This window comes from Pseudomonas sp. MD195_PC81_125, from assembly GCF_014060985.1.
Taxonomy (GTDB): Bacteria; Pseudomonadota; Gammaproteobacteria; order Pseudomonadales; family Pseudomonadaceae; genus Aquipseudomonas; species Aquipseudomonas parakoreensis.
In genome coordinates this window covers 1-18,906 of record NZ_JABULD010000104.1, presented here as the reverse complement: position 1 = coordinate 18,906, position 18,906 = coordinate 1, and the positions used below count along the sequence as shown (strand labels likewise).

Sequence of the window (18,906 nt, the reverse complement as noted above, 5' to 3'; positions counted from 1 at the left end):
ATGAGGGCGGCACAGCTGACATCCTCGTTACCAGAAACACCGCCATCGCTGGCAAGCCAGCTCCCACAAGGATCAGCGGTGTTTGCGGGGTGTCAGGTCAATCGAAACGTTTGAACACCAGCGCCTTCAGGCCGCTCTCGGGATCGATATCCGGAAACTCCGGCGGATTCTCCAGCCGCTGCTCAAAGCGCAGACTCGGCGCCTCCTGAGTCACGCCATCAATCAAAAAGTCCGAACCCAACGAAGGATCATTCATGCACGCCAGCACCGTGCCGTCTGCCGTGAGCAATTCCGGCAAACGACGCAGCACCCGCTGGTAATCCTTGGTCAGCAGGAAACTGCCTTTCTGGAATGATGGCGGGTCGATGATCACCAGGTCGTACGGGCCGCTGTTGATCACCTTGCCCCAGGACTTGAACAGGTCGTGACCAAGAAAACTCACCTTGCTCAGGTCATGCCCGTTCAAGCGGTGATTGTCGCGACCACGGCTCAGCGCGGCGCGGGACATGTCGAGGTTGACCACATGGCGGGCGCCACCTTCGATCGCCGCCACGGAAAACCCGCAGGTGTAGGCGAACAGGTTCAGCACGCGTTTGCCCGCCGCTTGTTCACGCACCCAGTTGCGCCCGTAACGCATGTCGAGAAACAGCCCGGCGTTCTGCTTGCGGCCCAGATCGACGCGGTACTGCAAGCCGCCCTCGACGATGCTCATCTCGTCGATGGCATCCCCCCAGCAACCATTCGGCGGTGCTTTGCGGCAAATAGCGATGTTGCAGCAGCAGGGTGTGGGCGCCGGACTGCAGCCACTCGGCCGAGGTGCTGAGGTCGAGCAGCACGTGCTTGAGCGCTTCGAGCTGTTCCGGTGCCGGTTCCTTGAACAGCGAGACCAGCACCACGCCTTGCAGCCAGTCCACTGTCAGTTGCTCCAGCCCCGGCCAGCAACGTCCACGACCATGGAACAGGCGACGGGTTTCGCTCGGTGCGGCCGCCAGTGCAGGCAACAAGTGGGCGCGGAGGGTGGCGAGGGCTTCAGGGTTCATCAGTCACGGTCGGCAAGCAAAAGGGCCGGCATTTTAACCACAAAAGCCGCCTGACGAACGCCCGACAGCCAAGGCCATTGACCACTGTTAAGAAAAGACCTGTATCAAAAATGAATTTATGCAGGGCGCGCTGCTCATACCTGATAAGCAGCGGATTTGAGCCGCTAAGTCGTTAATGCAATTCAGGGAGTGCCAGTTCATGAGTCCAACACCGACGCCGAGCGCGCACCTTCCTGGCGGGTTGATTCTGGTGGTTGAGGACGACCCGTTGATTCTGGAATTTCTCTGCGAAATTCTTCAGGAGGAAGGTTTCAAGGTCGAGCCGCAAACCAGTGCGGATGCCGCCAAGCTGTATCTGGAAGCGCACGCGCCGGAAGTCGCGCTACTGCTGACCGACATCACCATGCCCGGTAAAATCAACGGCGCGGGGCTGGCCAATCTGGTCGGCGAACGCTGGCCGGACAAACCGGTGATGGTCATGTCCGGTTATGAAACGCCGGAGACCTCCGGGGTCAAGCACCCGGTGGCGTTCATCAAAAAGCCCTGGGCCATCGGCCAGTTGCTCGATTGTGTCGACAGCGCGTTCAAGTCCAAGGCCGCGCGTCTGCACTGAGTCTTCGGGTCGAATTGCCGGGCAAAAATGCTACATTGCCCGGCCAATCCGCCCGGTTCTGTCAAAGGATGCGACCTTTTGTCTGCTCACGATAACGTCTTCGATCGCGCGTTCGGCGCGTTCCTGTTCGACATGGACGGCACCGTCCTCAATTCCATTGCCGCTGCCGAGCGCGTCTGGGCGGCGTGGGCCGAGCGCCACGGGGTTGATGTCGAGAGTTTCCTGCCGACCATCCATGGCGCCCGCGCCATCGACACCATTCGCCGGCTGAACCTGCCGGGGGTTGATGCCGAGGCGCAAGCAGCGTTCATCGCGCAGGCGGAAATCGATGATGTCGAAGGGATTGTGCAGATTCCCGGGGCCGCGGCGTTTCTCGACAGCCTGCCTGCGCAGCGTTGGGCCATGGTGACCTCGGCGCCTCGGGATCTCGCGTTGCGCCGCATGGCGGCGGCGGGGATTGCCGAGCCTGCGGTAATGATTACCGCTGAGGATGTGACGGCAGGCAAGCCCGATCCGGCGGGTTATCGTCTGGCCGCGCAGCGTCTGGGGCTTGATCCCGCCGATTGCCTGATTTTCGAAGACGCCACCGTCGGCATCCAGGCTGCTGAAGCGGCCGGAGCGGCGCTGATGATCATCACCACAACGCACCAGCACCCGCTCGACACCCGCCACGCGACGATCGACAGCTATGAGTCGCTGAGCGTCACCGCCAACAGCCAAGGCCAATTGCACCTGCAAAAGACCTGATATCACCCATTCCCTGTAGGAGCTGCCGCAGGCTGTGATCTTTTGCCTTTGATTTTCAAAAGCAAGGTCAAAAGATCGCAGCCTTCGGCAGCTCCTGCAGGGTCAGTAGACGCCCGGTAACAAGCGCCAGCTACGTGCGCAATAAGCCTCGTACTCCGCACCAAACTGCCCGCGCAGCAAGGCTTCTTCCGAGTGGATACGCGCGATCAACGGAATCAATGTCAGCGCCGCCAGAATCAACCCGACACTGGAACGAAACGCCAGCGCCCAGCCCACGGCATTGATCACCAACCCCAGGTAGCTCGGGTTGCGCAGGCGCGTGTAAATGCCGTCGGTGACCAACCGATGCCCCGGCTGAATCGCCACCAGACCGCTGAACCGTCGGCCCAGCACAAACACCGGCCACAGTCGCAGCGCGCCACCGACGATAAACAGCAACGCGCCGAGCCAGCGCACGCCTTCAGCGCCGAAGGTCCAGAAGTCGATGCGATCGCAGTACGCCGGCAGAAAACCGCTGAGCAGACCGATGACGCCGAATGCCGGAATCACCCAGCGATTGGCGCGGTCCTCGCGCTCGCCCGAGCTCATGTTCACATCGGTGAACAGCGATGCCAGCACCATCAATACCGTGGCCAGCGCCACCAGCACCAGCGCCCGATGCGAGAAGAACACCGCCGGCCCGCCGATGCCCCACACCGCCAGCCCCAGATAGGCAAGGGTGGCCAGCACCGCGACCACGGTCATTTGCGCAGACATTTTCATGGTGTTCTCTAAAAAGCAGCTGACCCTTTCAGTGTAGAACGCCGCTCAACCCGCGAAGGCGTCGGATCGTTCGCGACCGGTCTTTGGTCGGCCACGTCTTCATACGGCCGACATCGCGTCTACGCTGATCCATTCCTTCTATTTGTCCGTGTATTGCCTATCGAAGAGGTGAACCCATGAAAATCGACTTGAGTGGAAAACTGGCCATCGTCAGCGGCAGCACGGGTGGCATTGGTCTGGGCATCAGTCAGTCGCTGGCCGAAGCCGGCGCCACGGTGGTGGTCATCGGGCGTGAAGCGGCCAAGGTCGAGCAAGCGCTGGCGAGCATTCGGCAGCAGGTGCCGGGTGCGCAATTGCGGGGTCTGACGGCGGATCTGGGCACCGCCGAAGGCGCGGAAAAACTCTTCGCCGCTGAACCGCGTACAGACATTCTGGTGAACAACCTGGGGATCTTCGACGCCGTGGATTTCTTCGACACCCCGGACAGCGAGTGGACGCGCTTCTATGAGGTCAACGTGATTTCCGGCGTGCGCCTGGCGCGCCATTACGCGCCGGCGATGGTCGAGCAGGGTTGGGGGCGGATCATTTTCCTGTCTTCGGAATCCGGTGTGGCCACCCCGGCCGACATGCTTAATTACGGCGTGACCAAAAGCGCCAACCTCGCGGTATCCCATGGCTTGGCCAAGCGTCTGGCCGGCACTGGCGTGACGGTCAATGCGATCCTGCCGGGGCCGACCTTTACCGGCGGCGTGGAGCACATGCTCAAGGACGCCGCGGCCGAGTCCGGTCGCAACCTGCGCGACGAAGCCGACGCTTTCGTCCGCCGGGCGCGGCCGACCTCGATCATCCAGCGGGGTGGCTGACGTTGCCGAGGTGGCGCATCTGGTCACGTACATTGCCTCGCCGTTTTCCTCCGCCACCACGGGCGCGGCCTTGCGCGTGGATGGCGGTGTAGTCGACAGTATGGCGATCTGAGTTCAACGGCCTTTATCAGGGTGGCCTTGAGGCGCTGCGGGCCAATTACCCGGCCTGATAGACAAAACGCAAAAACTGTGGGAGCGAGCTTGCTCGCGAAGGCGTCGGATCAGTCAACATCTTCATTGACGGTTACACCGCATTCGCGAGCAAGCTCGCTCCCACAGGGGAACCCTGTGACATCAGGAGTTGGCGATCAAACTCTGCCGGCAATCCAGCACCAGCTTCGCGCCCCCCAGTTCACTGCTGCCCACCTCAAGATTGAAGCCATGCAGGCTGACAATCGCCGCCACAATCGACAGGCCCAGGCCAAAGCCGCTCTGCGGTTGCCCGCCTTCGGCCCGATAGAAACGCTGGAACACCGCCTCACGCTCGGCTTCGGGAATCCCCCGGTCCGGAATCGTGGACTTCGATCCGCGTATGCCCGTTGTCATTCACGCCGCGCAAAATCACCGTGCCGCCCGCCGGGGTGAACTTGATCGAGTTGCTCAACAGATTGGCCAGCGCCTCGAACAACAACGCGCGGTCGCCATTGAGGGGCGGCAGGGTTTCCGGCATGTTCAGCACGAACAGCAGTTCGCCTTCTTCGGCCAGTGGCAGGTAAAACTCATGCAGTTCTTCCAGCAACTGCACTGGATCGAGCTCGACAAATCCTGAGCGCCGTTGACGATCTTCCAGTTCGGAAATCCGCAGCAAGCCGCGAAACCGCGCCATCAGCGTATCGGCCTCAGCCAGCACCAGATCCAGTTGCGCCGCTGCGGGCGAACCTTCGCCGGCCTGTTGCTGCATGCGATACAACTGCGCGCGCAGTCGCGTCAGTGGCGTGCGCAAGTCATGGGCGATGTTGTCGCACACGCCTTTGACTTCGTGCATCAGCCGTTCGATGCGATCGAGCATGGCGTTGACGATGGCGGCGAGCATGTCCAGTTCGTCGCGGCGGTTGGACAGCGGCAAACGGTGAGTCAGGTCGCCGGCGACAATGGCCTGGGCGCTGTCCTGAATCGCGCGGATGCGCCGCAGCGGCCGACGGCGCAACAAATGCCAGCCGGCAATCCCCGGCAGGATCGTCAGTGACACACCCCAGAACAAGGCATGCAGAATGATCCGTGTCACGGCGAACAACGAACCGTTATCGCGCAGCAACACCAGCCAGCGGCCATCGCGGGTCTGAGTCGCCACCGCATCGCAACTGTCGGCGGGCAGGGTCGGGTCGTCGGAATCGGCGCAGTCATCCAGCGTATGAATCTTGCCGTCCAGCGGCAGGCCTTCGGGCAGTTGCTGCAAGGCGCCACCGAGGTACACGCCCTGGGCGTCGAACAGGCCGTAGGCGTCGATGCCGCGGATGTCGAAGGTCATGCTGGCGGCGAGGGCTTCTTCCAGTTGTTCACCGCGAAAGTGCGAAAACAGATGCTGACGTTGCATCAGCGAATGCTTGGCAAGGTTATCGAGGTAGCTGGAGACTTCGAAGTACATGACCCCCATGAGGATCGCGCTCCAGGCCACGAACAGCGAACTGTACAGCGCCAGCAGACGACTGCTGGAGGAGCGCCAGCCGTCAGACGGGTTCGGCAATGACATAACCCGAGCCCCGTACCGTGCGAATCAGCGGAACATTGCCCGCCGCGTCGATCTTCTTGCGCAGACGACCGATGTGCACGTCGATCAGGTTGGTGCCCGGGTCGAAGTGATAGCCCCAGACTTCTTCGAAAATCATCATCCGCGACAGGATCTGGCCGCTGTTGCGCATGAGGAATTCCAGCAACTTGTATTCGGTCGGCAGCAGCGTCAGCACCTGCTCGGCGCGGCGTGCTTCGTGGCTGATCAGATCCAGTTCGAGGTCGGCCACCTGCAATGTGGTGGCCTGGGTGGCGACGCTGTTCTGGCGGCGCAGCAGCACTTCCACGCGCGCGGCCATTTCGTCGGTGGCGAACGGCTTGGTCAGGTAATCATCGCCGCCAGCCCGCAAGCCGCGCACACGCTCATCGACATCGGAGAGCGCGCTGATCATCAGAATCGGCGTGGCCACGCCCATGGTGCGCAGGGTGGTGACGATGGCCAGGCCATCGAGTTCCGGCAGCATGCGGTCGAGGGTAATCAGGTCGTAGTTACCACTGACCGCACGGTCCAGACCTTCGCGGCCATTGTCGACCCAATCCACTTCCAGGCCGTGGCTGCTGAGTTCGGCAACGATTTCACGGGCAGTCACGGCGTCGTCTTCGATGGTCAAAATACGAGTCATAGAGCAGGCCTTGATCGGTTCAAACGGGATGGCAGCATTTTGCCAAGTATTTTCCGTCGCGCTTTAAATTAACTTTCATGTATAGCCTGTCACAAACGCAGATTCGGGTGCCCGGCTGTTTTGCCGTCAATGCAGAAAACCCGCTGGTTTGCGTGCATTGTTGCAAATTGCAATGAACAGAGAAGTTCAGTCTTTTTAAGCCGTTGAAAAATATAGATTTATTTAAAGTTGTCGACTGGCACGGTCGCTGCAATTCATCTGCTGACGAGTTGTAACACCATTTTTCATGCCTGGAGCACTACAACAATGAATAGATCCTCTGATGGGTTTTATCCGGCCTTCGAAGGAGAGTCGAGCAACGTGTCAGGCGTGTCCTGGGGCGCGATCTTCGCGGGCGCGGCGGCGGCTGCAGCACTGTCGATGATTCTGGTGCTGCTTGGCTTCGGTCTGGGATTCTCTGCCGTTTCACCTTGGGCCGGGGAGGGCGTCAGCGCCAAGAGCCTGGGGATTTCCACGATTGTCTGGCTGGCGGCGACGCAGATTATCGCCTCCGGTCTGGGTGGCTATATCGCCGGCCGCCTGCGGGTTAAGTGGGCCAACATGCACGGAGATGAAGTGTATTTCCGTGATACCGCCCATGGCTTCCTCGCCTGGTGTGTGGCGACGCTGGTCACCGCTGTGCTGGTCGTCGGCTCAGTGAGCAGTGTCATCAGCGGCGGTGTGCAGGCCGGTGCCAGTGTCGCCGGTGGCGCAGCCGCTGCCGCGACTCAGGCGGCCGGTACCGCTGCAGCAAACACCAACAGCGATCAATACGGTTACTTCGTCGACAGCCTGTTTCGCGATGACCGTCCGGCGTCCGTCAGCGATGACGCCGCGCATGGCGCGGTGACCCGGATCTTCGCCCAGAGCCTGACCAACGGCCAACTCAGCCCTGAAGACCGCACCTACCTCGCGCAACTGGTCGCACAGCGGACCAACCTGAGTCAGGCCGACGCCGAGAAGCGGGTCGACGAGGTTTATGCGCGCACTCAAAAAGCCATAGCCGATGCCAAGGTCAAAGCCCAACAGGCGGCTGACACCGCTGCCAAGGTTGCTGCCTGGACGTCGCTGTGGATGTTCATTGCGCTGTTGGCCGGTGCGTTCTTCGCCAGCCTGGCAGCCACCTTCGGCGGCCGTCGTCGGGATGCAGTCGAGTACGTTGAAGTCGAGACTTACACCGCCACCACCACGCTGCCGCCAGTCCGTTAACAAGGAGAATCACCATGCGCTCTCTATTACTGTTTTTCCTCGGTGTGCCAATCCCGATCATTATCCTGATCGCTCTGTTCGTGCACTGATCCTGTTGCTCTATTGAGGCCTTTGCCTCAGCCGCTTTCACTTCACGGTGAAAGCGGCTTTTTGCTTTCTGCGTCCACGCACGCTCTCGCAGGGCTCATCGTTGTTGCTGAAATTCGGGGTTGAATAATATATGGATATCCGTATATTCGGTTTTCCATATGTTTGAGTCCGCCCCATGCTCACCCCCACCGAACTGTTCAAAAGCCTGGCCGACGAAACCCGCGTGCGCGCCACCTTGCTGATTGCCGAGCAGGGTGAGCTGTGTGTCTGCGAGCTGATGTGCGCCCTCGACGACAGCCAGCCGAAAATCAGCCGCCACCTCGCGCAATTGCGCAGCAATGGGTTGCTGCTTGATCGGCGTCAGGGCCAATGGGTCTATTACCGGCTCAACCCGGACCTGCCGGATTGGGTCCGGCAGGTCCTCAACGTCACGGCCAAGGCCAACACCGATTGGCTCAAGGACAACGCCTGTCGACTGCACAACATGGATGGCCGTCCTGCCCGCGAAACTGCGTGCTGCTGAACTTCAACTATCCCCGGGAGCTACCCATGCGTGTCCTGTTCATGTGCACGGCCAACAGTTGCCGCAGCATCCTTTCCGAAGCCATGTTCAATCATCTGGCGCAGGAGGGCTTCGAGGCGGTGAGCGCCGGCAGTTTTCCCAAGGGCCAAGTGCTGCCGCGCAGCCTGACGACGCTGCAACAGGCCGGTATCTCCACCGACGGTTTGTACAGCAAAGGCAACGACGCCTTCGAAGGCAACCCGCCGGACATCGTCATCACCGTTTGCGACAAGGCGGTGGGCGAAACCTGCCCGGTGTACTTCGGCCCGGCAATCAAATGCCACTGGGGGCTGGAGGATCCCTCCGAGGTGACCGGTGATGAGGCGGCCGTGGACGCGGCGTTCCGTGCCACGCTGGCGATCATCGAGCGCCGCTGCAAAACCTTCCTCGGTCTTCCTTTCCAAACATTCAGCCGCGTTGAGCTTCAGCGTGAACTGGATCGCATCGGCTCCCTTTGAGCCGGAGGACATATGTCAAAGCACCTGCCCAATCTTGATCACAAGCTGTTCGAAGGTCGCAACACGCCACCTTCGCACGAACACAAACCGCGCATCCTGCTGCTCTACGGCTCGACCCGCGAACGCTCCTTCAGCCGTCTGCTGGTGGAGGAGGCCGCACGCTTGCTGGAGCACTTCGGTGCTGAAACGCGCATCTTCAATCCGTCCGGTTTGCCGTTGCCGGACGATGCTCCGGTCGATCATCCCAAAGTGCAGGAACTGCGCGAACTGGTGCTCTGGTCGGAAGGCCAGGTGTGGTGTTCGCCGGAACGCCACGGCGCGATGTCGGCGGTGTTCAAGGCGCAGATCGACTGGATCCCGCTGGAGCTCGGCGCGGTGCGTCCGACCCAGGGCAAAACCCTCGCGGTGATGCAGGTCTGCGGCGGTTCGCAGTCGTTCAATGTGGTCAATCAGCTGCGTGTGCTGGGGCGCTGGATGCGCATGTTCACCATCCCCAATCAGTCTTCGGTGCCCAAGGCTTTTACCGAATTCGACGAGGCGGGGCGGATGAAACCTTCGCCGTTCTATGATCGCGTGGTCGATGTGATGGAGGAGCTGGTGAAGTTCACCGTGCTGCTGCGCGAGCGCCAGGATTTTCTGGTGGATCGCTATTCCGAACGCAAGGAAAGCGCCGAGCAACTGATGGCCCGGGTCAATCAGCGCTCGATCTGAAGCGCCGCGACACGCCTTCATCGGTCGGGCAGTGCACAAACGTTCTAGCCGTTCCGGGGCATTTGTGGATTACTGGCGCCAGCCCATTAGCGTATTCAAGCCATGAGTAACTGGATCGACCTTGCCCACGACCGGGAAACCGGCATCGAAACCCTGCACGCGCATTTCGCCGGGCATGCGCACGCCTACGATCCGCACTGGCATGAGACCTACCTGATCGGTTTCACCGAGCAAGGCGTGCAGCGCTTCAACAGTCGTCGGGCGCGGCACGACAGTACCCCGGGCAAAGTCTTCATGCTCGAACCCGGGGACATTCATGACGGCGACGCGCCGAGCCCGGACGGCTTCACTTATCGCATGCTCTATCTGCAACCGGCATGGCTGGAGCAAGCGCTGGACGGTTTGCATCTGGGCAGTTACGGCAGCGGCCTGCCCGGCATCGGCAGTGTGCTCAACGATGATCCCGAGCTGGCCCGCGCCACCTTGTTTGCGTTCAATGCGTTGCATCAACAGGACGTGCGCATGGTGCGCGAGGTGGCGCTGGACGCCTTGCTCGAACGATTGGCGATTCATCTGTATCGCCGACCGCAACCGACCGCTGCCAGCCGCGCGCCTTTGATCGCTCGTCAGGCGCGCGATTATCTGGTGGCCTTTCACGAACAGGACATCAGCCTGCAAACCCTGGCCGAGGTCTGCGGCACCGACCGCTTTCGCCTGACCCGCGCCTTCAAGGCAGCCTATGGGCTCGCGCCGCACGCGTGGCTGATCCAGTTGCGCCTCAGCCGCGGCCGGCAGATGCTCGCTGCCGGCATACAGCCTGTGGACGTCGCCAGTCGCCTCGGGTTCGCCGACCAAAGCCATCTGGGCCGCTGGTTCGTACGCGCTTACGGCATCTCGCCGGGCGCCTATCAGCAACGCGCCATCGGCACCTCTCGACGCTGAACAAACGTTCAAGACCGCAGCCCTGCGCAGCCGTCAGAGTAGGCCCTGACTTTCTACAGGGCCGTGCCATGCTTGCGTTCATCCTCTTTGCCTTCGTGGCCTCGGTTACTCCGGGGCCGACCAATCTGATCGTGCTCAGCACCAGTGCCCGACGTGGCTGGCGGCCGTGCCTGCCGATCATCCTCGGCGCGGGAGCGGGTGCTGCGTCGCTGGTGTGGGTGGCCGGTGCGGGAGCCAGCACTTTGATGCTGCCCGGCGTGCGCCCGGTGATCAGTGCGCTGGGAATGGGCTGGATGCTCTGGTTGGCGTGGCAGATCTTCAGCGCGCCGGCCACCGCCATCGACCCCGCCGCCGGCGAAGAGAAACCCGAACTGGGCCTGCTCGGCGCCGCGCTGTTGCAATGGGTCAACCCCAAGTCGTGGATGATGGCGATTGCCGTGATCAGCGTGTTTACCGCACAAGGGCAGGGCTTGAACGCGTTGTGCCTGGCGTTCTTTCTGGTGTCGTTGCCGTGTCTGGCGCTGTGGGCGTTGCTCGGTCGCGGTGCAGCGCGTTGGCTGAGTAATCCGGCGCAGTTGCAGTGGCTGAACCGGATTCTGGCGGTGCTGCTGGTCGTCTCATCCGCCGCTGCGTTGCTACACGCCTGAGCTGATCGGCACTGACAACGTTGCGCACAAGCCGCTCTCGGCCCGGTTGACCAGGGTAATCCGTCCGCCCAGGCGCAATGCGATGGTGTTGACGATGGTCAGCCCCAGGCCTGCACCGTTGGCGTTGCCGCGACTGTAAAAGCGTTCGAACAACCGTGCCCGATCGGCTTCGTCGATGCCCGGGCCCTGATCTTCGACGCTCAAAAGGCACCAGCCATCGGCCTCGCTCAGCTTGACGGTGATCACTGCGTTTTCCGGGGAAAAGTTGGCGGCGTTGGTGATCAGGTTGCTCACGGCGATGTCGATGGCGGCGGTGCTGGCCATGACGTGCAACGCTTGTGCGCTGTCTTCGAAGGCCAGTTCGAGATGCTTGCTGAGCAGCCACGGCGTGAGTTGTACCAGGCTGTTGCGCACGGTTTCGCTGAGGTCAATGCGTTGCAGCGGCGGCGGGTTGGATTTCGGTTCCAGGCGCGCCATGGTCAGCAATTGATTGACCAGGCGACTGGCGCGATCAACCCCGGAAATCAGGAACTGCAACGACTCGCGGCGCTCCTGTTCGGTGCCCGCCTCCAGCAGGTTTTGCGCATGCACCCGCAGCACCGCCAGCGGCGTACGCATCTCGTGAGCGGCATCGGCGATGAAGCGCCGTTCACGGCCAAGCACTTCCTGGATCTGCGCGAGCATGCGGTTGAGCGCCGCCTGCATCGGTTCCAGTTCGCTGGGCAGGGGCGTCAGTTGCAACGGTTCCAGCGAGCCGCTGTGGCGGGCACGCAGGGTCGCGGCCATGTTCGCCAGCGGCTTGAGGCCCCAGCCGATGGCCAGCCAGACCATCGCCGCGAGTATCAGACTGCCCAGCACGTTCGGCCACAGCGTATGGCGCACGATGCGGTCGACCAGATCGGCCCGCACATCGTCGCGTTCGCCAACCCAGATGCGCAGCTCGTTTTGCGGGTCTTCGAGCATGAAGGCGCGCCAGTGGCGACCGTTCAAGTCCACCACATCACTGAAACCCGGCCGCGTCGGCGGTGCGGTGAACGACGGCGCACTGGCGGTGTGCACCAGCACCTCGTTTTTCGGGTTCCAGACCTGGAAGGCGATCTTGCTTTCGTAAGGGTGACCGTCGACCCGCGGCTTGGCTTCGCCGAGCGCCTGATTGAACGCCTGATACAACTGCGAGTGTTCCTGGCTCGCCAGCGGCATGCGCATCACGCCCTGCAGCAGCCGAGCGTTTTGCGCCAATTGCGCGTCGTAGACTTCGGCGATTTCGTGGTTGCTGTCGTGCAGGTTGAACACGCTGAGCACCGCAAGACCCGCGAGCAACAGCCCGATGATCAGCGTCAGCGTGCGGCGACGAATCGAGGTCATCGACGCTCCTCCACCAGGTACCCCACACCGCGAATGGTGCGGATCAGGTCGGTGGAGAATTTTTTGCGCAGGTGATGGATGTGCACTTCGAGGGTGTTGCTTTCCGCTTCCTCGTTCCAGCCGTAAAGCAGCTGGATCAGTTGATCGCGGGTCATCACCCGGCCGGGCGGTGAGAGCAATTCATGCAGCAGCTGATACTCCTTGGGCGTCAGCGCCACGGGTTGGCCCTGATAGCTGACCTGCTGGGTGCCGGGGTTGAGGCTGATCCCGGCGTGCTCGATCAGCGCCTGAGCGCGGCCCGCACTGCGCCGCAACAGAGCGCGCAGGCGTGCCTTGAGTTCGGCGAGGTCGAACGGTTTGACCAGATAGTCGTCGGCACCGGCATCCAGCCCGGCGATGCGGTCTTCGGTGGCATCGCGGGCGGTGAGTATCAGCACCGGCAGGTTCGAACCGCTGTCGCGCAGGCGGCGCAGCACTTCGAGGCCGTCCATGCGCGGCAGGCCCAGATCGAGCACCGCCACGTCAAAGGTTTCACTGAGCAGCGCATGCAACGCGCTGCTGCCATCCTTCAACCAGTCGACGGTGTAACCCTCGCGGCCCAGGGCCTGATGAATGCCTTCACCGAGGGCGACGTCATCCTCAATCAGTAATAAACGCACGCGGACTCCTGTCAGTCGAGTTTCTTGTTCACGTCCACCAGCAGCGCAGCGATCTCTTTGCGACGCCCGGCGTCAGCGGTTTCCCGGCCCGGGCGCGGTGCAGCCTGCTGAGCTCTGAGCAGCGCAGCTTTGGCTTCAGCGTAGCGCTTCTGACGGTAGAGGTGATCGCCCCAGAAGTACAGACTGTCGATGCCATCCGGATTCAGTTGCAGCGCTTGCTTGAGCAGTTGCTCGGCCTTGTCGCTGTCGCCGAAACCGATCGGCCAGCCCGGGACGCGATCATACAGCGCCGCCAGGCTGGTATAGGCCGAACCTTGCAGGGCCTTGGGGTCGAGCGTCAGGGCTTTTTCCAGATCGGCCTTGGCGTCCTTGGCCTTGCCCAAGGCACCGAGCCCGCCCTGAGCGCCGGCCCAACTGCTGGTGACAATGCCTTTCCAGATCCACGCTTCGGCCACCGCCGGGCGCTGTGCAGTGAAGGCAGTGGCTTCGGACGACAACTGCTCGAACGCGGCGGCGCGTTGCTTTTCCGCTACTTCATACTGGATGTGCGCCCAACTCTGCTGGATGCCGTTCAGACGCTGCTGATCGGCCGGTTCCAGTGCCCAGACGCTTTGGCTGAGGGCGGCGAACAACAGGCATGCGCTAAGTTTTTTCATGGCTTCAGGGACTCGTTGTCGGTTTTTTCACTGAGGCGGCGGATCAGCGGCAGTTGCTTGCGCAAGCCTCGATCCACCAGGTGCGGCAGCAGATTGTTCAGGCGTACGAAGAAGCGCTCCGGCCAGCCCAGATACAAGTCGCGGCGGTCGCCGGCAATCGCGTGGATCACCGCCGAGGCGACGGTTTGCGGGTCATCGACGCTGGACTTGAGGGCATCGTTCAAGGCTTGCGCCGCCGCACTGTTCATCGACGTGCGCGTGGCCCGGGGCGCGACATACAGCACGTTGACCCGAGTGTCGGCCAGCTCGCGGCGCAGCGCTTCGGAAAATCCGCGCAGGGCGAACTTGGTCGCGCAATAACTGGCGTAGCCCGGGTAGCCGATAGAGCCGTAAGTGGAACCGACGTTGACCACCATCGCGCTGTCGGCCTGTTTGAGCAGCGGCAGCAGCAATTTGGTCAGGCACATCGGCGCGCTGATGTTGACCGCGAGCATCGCGTTGATGTCGCTGTCGTCGAGCTGTTCGAGCATGGCGAAGTGATTGACCCCGGCCGCGTTGATCAGCAGGTTGATGCTGCCGATGGCTTCGGCAGCGGCCAGCACTTTGCGCCGGTCACTGAGGAAGGTCAGGTCGGCGGCGACCCAGCACAGCGAATCTGGATAGCGCTCAAGCAACGGCGCCAACGCCTGCTCATGCCGCGCCACCGCCAGTACCTGGGCACCGGCGGCGCACAAGGCCTCGGTAATCGCCAGGCCGATGCCGCCACTGGCACCGGTCAACACCACCCGCGCGTCACGCAGCTGCATGTTGAGTCTCCGCGTCACGCGGCAGGCCACGGAACATGTCGGTGTACAGGCGATAGACGACTTTCGAGGCGTGAATCACGGCCGCTTGGTCTTCGGGATCTTCCAGTTGATTCATCAAGCGGCGATAGGTCTGCATGTGCTCGATGTCCAGCGAACCGTGCGAGCTGAGGTAGCTGAACGCGGTGTCCGGCAGTGCCAGACGCTCGCGAATGCTCCCCGCCGCATGCGTGGCCAGGGCGATGCTGGTGCCTTCGAGCACGTTGACCATGCCGAACAGGCCCACCGGATTGCCCCGGGCGATCAAGTCGTAGAGAAAACTCACCATCAGCTCAATCGGCAGTGAGGGCTGGCCGTCGCGGACCGCATCGCGGTCACCGCCACACGCGGCGATGTCGTTGAGGACCCAGTGTTCATGGCCGTATTCGTCTTCGATGTACTCGGCCACCGCTTTGCGCAGCCATTCCAGACGTGTCGGCAGACGCGCGCCGCAGGCCATCATCAACGGCACGGTGTGACGCACGTGGTAGTACGCCTGCGCGAGAAACGCCCGATAGCTTTCCAGGCTGACCTTGCCTTGCAGGGCGTCAAGAATGATCGGCAGATTGAACAGCTCGTGGCGTTCCTGATGCGTGGCTTCTTGCAGGGTGTCGAAAAAACTCATGATGCGGACTCCTCGGAAACAGCGGATTCAGTCAATTGGGCGTGGTACAGCGCGGCAATCGCCTCGCGGCGTGGCCGACCGTTGGCAGTGAGCAAGCCATTGGCGGCGGTGAACGGTTGCGCCAGGCGCGTCCAGCCATGCACCTGGGCGTAATCGGGCAAGGCTTGGTTGGCTTCGGCGACTGCGGCGGCCAGCTCCGCGTCGCTGCAATCGGCACGGTGCGGCCAGAGCAGGGCGTGGTTGCGCGGCAAGGCCTCGCCATAGACGAAGGCCTGGGCAATGTGGCGGCGCTGGGTCAGTTCCGACTCGACCCATTCCGGGTTGACGTTGCGCCCGAAACTGGTGACGAACTGGTGCTTCTTGCGACCCTTGAGGTAGAGGAAACCCTCGGGGTCGAACTCGCCCAGATCGCCACTGGGCCACCACTCATCGGCGTACGGCGCATCGCCCAGATAACCGAGCAGGGTCGAGCCCTTGATCAGCACTTCGCCGTCTTCGGCCAGGCGCACTTCAACGTGCGGCAGCGGCTGGCCGACACTGCCCGGACGCCGCGCGCCGGGGCGATTGAGGCACACCACCGAGGCGCATTCGGACAAGCCGTAGCCCTCGAACACCGGCAGGCCGACACGCTGCGCGCGGTGCAGCAGATCCTCCGAGACCCGGGCGCCGCCGACGGCGGCGAAGCGCAGTTTTTGCGGATCGAAGGCTTTCTGTTCGGCAGCACTGACCAGCATCAGCAACAGTTGCGGCACCAGAATCAGACTCTCCGGCGCACGACCGGCCAGGTAGCCCAACAGCTGCGGTACATCGACGCCGCTGGCGCCCTGAATKGCCCAGGGTTTTCTGGCTTGGCAGGCTCAGCGTCGCACCGGCATACAGCGCGGCGTAGCAGCCGAGGTTTTCCAGCAGAATCGCCAGTGGCAGCAACGCCAGATGATGCTGTGGATCGGTGGGTTTGCTCGCGTGATCCAGCTCCCGCGCCACACGCAGCAAGCTGTCGGCGCTCAGGCACACGCCTTTCGGTGTGCCGGTGGTGCCGGAGGTGAAGGTCAGTTTGGCGGTGCCGGCCGGCATCCGGCTCGGGCCGCTGAAGGTGCGGCACCAGAACTCGCCGCGCTGTTCATAGCCGGCGGCGAGCAGCTCGGCCGCCAGCTCCGGTTCGGCAATCACCCGTTCGGCCTGGCTCTGTTCCAGACAATGCGCCCGTTGCGCAGGACTGAAAAACGGCGGCAGCGTCACACAGGTCAAGCCCTCGAACAGCACGGCCAGATCCCACAGCATCGCATCGACGCCGTTATCCAGCGCCAGGGCGACGACTTGCGCCTGTTCATCGCGCAGGCGTTCCTGGCGATACAGCACCTCGGCATACACCGTGGCGTAATCAAGTTTCAGCGTATCGCCCCACAGCGCGGTGGCGTTGTCATTGCGCCGGGCATGGTCGCGCAGGGTTTCCTGGAAGCGTTGCAGTTCAAGCGACATGACAGGCTCCTTCAATCGAAGTCGGCAGGCCCAATCGAGTGAACAGGCCGATATTGCGCAAATGGACGAAGCCGGCGCGGATGTTGCCGACGTGCACCCACGGCTTGCTTTCGTAATAACTGCCCCAGTGTTGACGCTCGTCACCCAGGCGTTCCGGGTCGGCGGCGCATAATGTCACTGGCTTCAGACCGAGCCGATGGAAGCTGTTGACCAGCCCGATGTTGCCGGTGAAGGTCACCCATTCCAGGCCGCCCATGGCCAACAGATAGGTGATGGCGATGATGCTCAAGCGTGCGCTGCCGGTGTCGCTGGCAGCGAGGTTGCCGACTTCGACGATGGCGCTACGCTCAACCGGACGATCCGCCGCCGCACTGATCAAGGGTTCGATCGGTTCATCCAGATAGCGCTCAAGGAACAGCGGTTCCACATGCGCTCGGCGCACCCCCGGCCACCGCACACAGCGCACCGTCGCCGTTGTGCATGCCGAACAGCTCGGGCATAAAGTGTCGAATGTCGCGCCGTGGGCCTTGCGAAAACGCTGCTGGATGAAGGCTTCGAAAGTCTCTCGCAGCGCGTCGTCGGGCAGGGCGCCGGTCAACGTCATCTGCGGCGTTCGGCCTGACCGAAACGTAGAGGAAGGGGAATGTTCCAGTGGTAATCGGGCATGGGCAGAGCGCCTCCCTCAATGGTTTGAGCGCAGTATCGGAGGCATTTCTTAACGAAGTCTGAAGGTGAAAAAAGGTTAATCAACGGGCAATCTTCAGATTGTCTTAAGACTGCAAGGGCAGGGTGGCACCGTCGGTTCGCCCTGCAACCGGATCGAGACTGTCGAACGAATCGACCGTCGCTCACGACAATCACGAGGCGCTTCTTATGACCCGCGACACCGCCGTCACCCGTTATGGAAAACTGTCAATTACGTTGCACTGGCTGATGCTGGCGCTTTTCGTCGGCGTCTACGCCTGTGTCGAAATCAAAGGCTTCATGCCCAAGGGCAGCGAAGCGCGCGGCCTGCTGATGGGCTTCCACGGCCTGTTCGGCGCGAGCATTTTCGTGCTGGTCTGGGTGCGCCTGCTCGGCCGCCTGACCCCACGCCCGCCGATCACCCCCAAGCCGCCAGCCTGGCAGACCGGCATCTCGCACCTGATGCACCTGGCGCTGTACGTGCTGATGATCGCCACGCCGATCCTCGCCTGGCTGATGCTCGCCGCCGCCGACAAACCGTTCCCGTACTTCGGCTTCCACGTCCCGGCACCGGTCGCCATCGACCCGGACTTCGCCAAACAACTCAAGTACTGGCATGAAACGCTGGGCAGCGCCGGCTACTGGCTGATCGGCCTGCACGCGGCGGCGGGGCTGTTTCACCACTACTGGGTGCGGGATAACACGCTGGTGCGGATGTTGCCGGGTCGCACGGAATAATCCTGACCTCCTTCAACCCCCAATCCCTGTGGGAGCGAGCTTGCTCGCGAAGGCGTCGTGTCAGCCGGCATCATCGCTGACTGACACACTGCCTTCGCGAGCAAGCTCGCTCCCACAGGTTTTTGTGGTGTCTGGCAAGACGGGGCAGTTGCCGCAATCGTACTTCGCGTCCACGCTATGGCATGCCAACGCGCCGGGCGCGCATCACCTTGGCAACACCGACAATAAGGGGCAGGGCAGCCATGAACTTTACCCACCGGCCAGTGACGGCCGACGACGTCAAAACCCTGTGCGGCTTTCCGCAGGGCGTTCAAGAGTTGTACTTCATGTTCCCGAAAGCGCAGTACCCGCTGACGGAAGAACAAATGCACACCGCGATCAGCCAACGCTTCGACTCCACGGCGTTTCTGGCCAACGGTGAGTTCGTCGGTTTCGCCAATTTCTACCGTGCCGAACACGACGGCGTCTGCTGCATCGGCAACGTCATCGTCGCGCCTTACGCCCGTGGCCAGGGCGTCGCGCGCTACATCGTCGAAACCATGACTGCAGTCGGCTTTGAAAAGTATCAGGCCAGGGAAGTGCAGCTGTCCTGCTTCAACGAAAACACCGCAGGGTTGCTGCTCTACCCGAAACTCGGCTTCGTGCCGTTCTCCATCGAAGAACGCCCGGCACCTGGCGGCAGACGCGCAGCCCTGATCAACATGACCCGCCACCGACAATAGCCACCCCCCAATCCCTGTGGGAGCCGGGCTCGCCCGCGATGGCGCCAGCCCGGCCAAACGCCCTCCCGAGCCTGACCCAAAACCTGTGGGAGCGAGCCTGCT

General features: G+C 62.3%; 18 protein-coding genes and 5 pseudogenes. 12 read left to right on the top strand and 11 right to left on the bottom strand.

The features are described 5' to 3' along the window. Positions 1 to 97 precede the first annotated feature (97 nt). Positions 98 to 1,040, bottom strand: a pseudogene (locus HT737_RS04745) (class I SAM-dependent methyltransferase). Between the two features lie 199 nt (positions 1,041 to 1,239). Here HT737_RS04745 and HT737_RS04740 point away from each other — a divergent pair. Together HT737_RS04740 and HT737_RS04735 are read left to right on the top strand one after the other, a co-directional pair. Beyond that, positions 1,240 to 1,653, top strand: a complete 414-nt coding sequence (locus HT737_RS04740) for a response regulator (RefSeq protein ID WP_182401662.1) — start codon at positions 1,240 to 1,242, stop codon at positions 1,651 to 1,653. A 78-nt stretch (positions 1,654 to 1,731) separates the two neighbouring features. Then, the gene (locus tag HT737_RS04735) at positions 1,732 to 2,400 is read left to right on the top strand and encodes an HAD-IA family hydrolase (RefSeq protein ID WP_108182366.1); all 669 of its coding nucleotides are present in this window, start codon (positions 1,732 to 1,734) and stop codon (positions 2,398 to 2,400) included. Positions 2,401 to 2,502: 102 nt separating this feature from the next. On the opposite strand, the gene HT737_RS04730 is transcribed toward HT737_RS04735, so the two are convergent. Then, positions 2,503 to 3,162, bottom strand: coding sequence for an isoprenylcysteine carboxylmethyltransferase family protein (locus HT737_RS04730; RefSeq protein ID WP_047295034.1), 660 nt, complete (start codon positions 3,160 to 3,162; stop codon positions 2,503 to 2,505). A gap of 176 nt (positions 3,163 to 3,338) precedes the next feature. Here HT737_RS04730 and HT737_RS04725 point away from each other — a divergent pair. Together HT737_RS04725 and HT737_RS32575 are read left to right on the top strand one after the other, a co-directional pair. Beyond that, a pseudogene (locus HT737_RS04725) lies at positions 3,339 to 4,137 on the top strand (SDR family NAD(P)-dependent oxidoreductase). A 44-nt stretch (positions 4,138 to 4,181) separates the two neighbouring features. After that, positions 4,182 to 4,304: pseudogene (locus tag HT737_RS32575) on the top strand (metal ABC transporter ATP-binding protein); the annotation flags it as partial. Positions 4,305 to 4,319: 15 nt separating this feature from the next. Here the strand turns inward: HT737_RS32575 and HT737_RS04720 are convergent. After that, a pseudogene (locus tag HT737_RS04720) lies at positions 4,320 to 5,715 on the bottom strand (sensor histidine kinase). Continuing rightward, a complete protein-coding gene (locus tag HT737_RS04715) occupies positions 5,693 to 6,376 on the bottom strand; it encodes a response regulator transcription factor (protein ID WP_003223938.1) in 684 nt (227 codons plus the stop codon). The pseudogene HT737_RS04720 and the gene HT737_RS04715 overlap by 23 nt, the downstream one beginning before the upstream one ends. 306 nt (positions 6,377 to 6,682) lie before the next feature. On the opposite strand from HT737_RS04715, the gene HT737_RS04710 reads away from it, so the two are divergent. The 6 genes from HT737_RS04710 (at position 6,683) to HT737_RS04685 (ending at position 11,034) form a co-directional block, all read left to right on the top strand. After that, entirely contained in the window at positions 6,683 to 7,624 is a 942-nt protein-coding gene (locus HT737_RS04710) for a hypothetical protein (RefSeq protein WP_182401660.1), read from the top strand. Positions 7,625 to 7,889: 265 nt separating this feature from the next. Then, positions 7,890 to 8,237: a metalloregulator ArsR/SmtB family transcription factor gene (locus HT737_RS04705; protein WP_041062977.1), complete on the top strand. Its 348-nt coding sequence runs from the start codon at positions 7,890 to 7,892 to the stop codon at positions 8,235 to 8,237. Positions 8,238 to 8,263: 26 nt separating this feature from the next. Further along, positions 8,264 to 8,734: an arsenate reductase ArsC gene (locus tag HT737_RS04700; RefSeq protein ID WP_182401658.1), complete on the top strand. Its 471-nt coding sequence runs from the start codon at positions 8,264 to 8,266 to the stop codon at positions 8,732 to 8,734. 12 nt (positions 8,735 to 8,746) lie between these two features. Further along, positions 8,747 to 9,445, top strand: a complete 699-nt coding sequence (gene arsH / locus HT737_RS04695; RefSeq protein WP_182401655.1) for an arsenical resistance protein ArsH — start codon at positions 8,747 to 8,749, stop codon at positions 9,443 to 9,445. Positions 9,446 to 9,547: 102 nt separating this feature from the next. Next, entirely contained in the window at positions 9,548 to 10,387 is an 840-nt protein-coding gene (locus tag HT737_RS04690; protein WP_182401653.1) for an AraC family transcriptional regulator, read from the top strand. Positions 10,388 to 10,455: 68 nt separating this feature from the next. Beyond that, complete coding sequence (locus HT737_RS04685; protein WP_047295018.1) at positions 10,456 to 11,034, top strand: LysE family translocator; 579 nt, start codon at positions 10,456 to 10,458, stop codon at positions 11,032 to 11,034. On the opposite strand, the gene HT737_RS04680 is transcribed toward HT737_RS04685, so the two are convergent. The 7 genes and pseudogenes from HT737_RS04680 to HT737_RS04650 form a co-directional block, all read right to left on the bottom strand. Further along, the gene (locus HT737_RS04680) at positions 11,023 to 12,399 is read right to left on the bottom strand and encodes an ATP-binding protein (protein WP_182401651.1); all 1,377 of its coding nucleotides are present in this window, start codon (positions 12,397 to 12,399) and stop codon (positions 11,023 to 11,025) included. The genes HT737_RS04685 and HT737_RS04680 overlap by 12 nt on opposite strands. Then, the gene (locus HT737_RS04675) at positions 12,396 to 13,058 is read right to left on the bottom strand and encodes a response regulator (RefSeq protein ID WP_047295015.1); all 663 of its coding nucleotides are present in this window, start codon (positions 13,056 to 13,058) and stop codon (positions 12,396 to 12,398) included. The genes HT737_RS04680 and HT737_RS04675 overlap by 4 nt, the downstream gene beginning before the upstream one ends. An 11-nt stretch (positions 13,059 to 13,069) precedes the next feature. Further along, positions 13,070 to 13,714 (bottom strand): tetratricopeptide repeat protein, encoded by a 645-nt coding sequence (locus HT737_RS04670; RefSeq protein WP_182401649.1) that lies wholly within the window; start codon positions 13,712 to 13,714, stop codon positions 13,070 to 13,072. Further along, positions 13,711 to 14,520, bottom strand: coding sequence for an SDR family oxidoreductase (locus tag HT737_RS04665; RefSeq protein WP_182401647.1), 810 nt, complete (start codon positions 14,518 to 14,520; stop codon positions 13,711 to 13,713). Before HT737_RS04665 ends, HT737_RS04670 begins: the two co-directional genes overlap by 4 nt. Further along, the gene (locus HT737_RS04660) at positions 14,507 to 15,181 is read right to left on the bottom strand and encodes a TenA family transcriptional regulator (RefSeq protein ID WP_047295011.1); all 675 of its coding nucleotides are present in this window, start codon (positions 15,179 to 15,181) and stop codon (positions 14,507 to 14,509) included. The genes HT737_RS04665 and HT737_RS04660 overlap by 14 nt, the downstream gene beginning before the upstream one ends. Then, a pseudogene (locus HT737_RS04655) lies at positions 15,178 to 16,660 on the bottom strand (AMP-binding protein). The gene HT737_RS04660 and the pseudogene HT737_RS04655 overlap by 4 nt, the downstream one beginning before the upstream one ends. After that, on the bottom strand, positions 16,650 to 17,264 hold the full coding sequence (locus HT737_RS04650; RefSeq protein ID WP_182401645.1) for a thermostable hemolysin: 615 nt from the start codon (positions 17,262 to 17,264) through the stop codon (positions 16,650 to 16,652). Before HT737_RS04650 ends, HT737_RS04655 begins: the two are co-directional and overlap by 11 nt. A gap of 269 nt (positions 17,265 to 17,533) precedes the next feature. Here HT737_RS04650 and HT737_RS04645 point away from each other — a divergent pair, with 269 nt between their 5' ends. Then, positions 17,534 to 18,082: a cytochrome b gene (locus tag HT737_RS04645; RefSeq protein ID WP_095666897.1), complete on the top strand. Its 549-nt coding sequence runs from the start codon at positions 17,534 to 17,536 to the stop codon at positions 18,080 to 18,082. Between the two features lie 242 nt (positions 18,083 to 18,324). Next, entirely contained in the window at positions 18,325 to 18,804 is a 480-nt protein-coding gene (locus tag HT737_RS04640) for a GNAT family N-acetyltransferase (RefSeq protein ID WP_095666896.1), read from the top strand. Positions 18,805 to 18,906: the final 102 nt, after the last annotated feature.

Excerpts from the sequence above, each read along its gene's own strand:
- HT737_RS04740 (WP_182401662.1), top strand. The coding sequence starts at position 1,240 with ATGAGTCCAACACCGACGCCGAGCGCGCACCTTCCTGGCGGGTTGATT.
- HT737_RS04730 (WP_047295034.1), bottom strand. The coding sequence starts at position 3,162 with ATGAAAATGTCTGCGCAAATGACCGTGGTCGCGGTGCTGGCCACCCTT.
- HT737_RS04715 (WP_003223938.1), bottom strand. The coding sequence starts at position 6,376 with ATGACTCGTATTTTGACCATCGAAGACGACGCCGTGACTGCCCGTGAA.
- HT737_RS04710 (WP_182401660.1), top strand. The coding sequence starts at position 6,683 with ATGAATAGATCCTCTGATGGGTTTTATCCGGCCTTCGAAGGAGAGTCG.
- HT737_RS04705 (WP_041062977.1), top strand. The coding sequence starts at position 7,890 with ATGCTCACCCCCACCGAACTGTTCAAAAGCCTGGCCGACGAAACCCGC.
- HT737_RS04700 (WP_182401658.1), top strand. The coding sequence starts at position 8,264 with ATGCGTGTCCTGTTCATGTGCACGGCCAACAGTTGCCGCAGCATCCTT.
- arsH (WP_182401655.1), top strand. The coding sequence starts at position 8,747 with ATGTCAAAGCACCTGCCCAATCTTGATCACAAGCTGTTCGAAGGTCGC.
- HT737_RS04690 (WP_182401653.1), top strand. The coding sequence starts at position 9,548 with ATGAGTAACTGGATCGACCTTGCCCACGACCGGGAAACCGGCATCGAA.
- HT737_RS04685 (WP_047295018.1), top strand. The coding sequence starts at position 10,456 with ATGCTTGCGTTCATCCTCTTTGCCTTCGTGGCCTCGGTTACTCCGGGG.
- HT737_RS04680 (WP_182401651.1), bottom strand. The coding sequence starts at position 12,399 with ATGACCTCGATTCGTCGCCGCACGCTGACGCTGATCATCGGGCTGTTG.
- HT737_RS04670 (WP_182401649.1), bottom strand. The coding sequence starts at position 13,714 with ATGAAAAAACTTAGCGCATGCCTGTTGTTCGCCGCCCTCAGCCAAAGC.
- HT737_RS04665 (WP_182401647.1), bottom strand. The coding sequence starts at position 14,520 with ATGCAGCTGCGTGACGCGCGGGTGGTGTTGACCGGTGCCAGTGGCGGC.
- HT737_RS04660 (WP_047295011.1), bottom strand. The coding sequence starts at position 15,181 with ATGAGTTTTTTCGACACCCTGCAAGAAGCCACGCATCAGGAACGCCAC.
- HT737_RS04650 (WP_182401645.1), bottom strand. The coding sequence starts at position 17,264 with ATGACGTTGACCGGCGCCCTGCCCGACGACGCGCTGCGAGAGACTTTC.
- HT737_RS04645 (WP_095666897.1), top strand. The coding sequence starts at position 17,534 with ATGACCCGCGACACCGCCGTCACCCGTTATGGAAAACTGTCAATTACG.
- HT737_RS04640 (WP_095666896.1), top strand. The coding sequence starts at position 18,325 with ATGAACTTTACCCACCGGCCAGTGACGGCCGACGACGTCAAAACCCTG.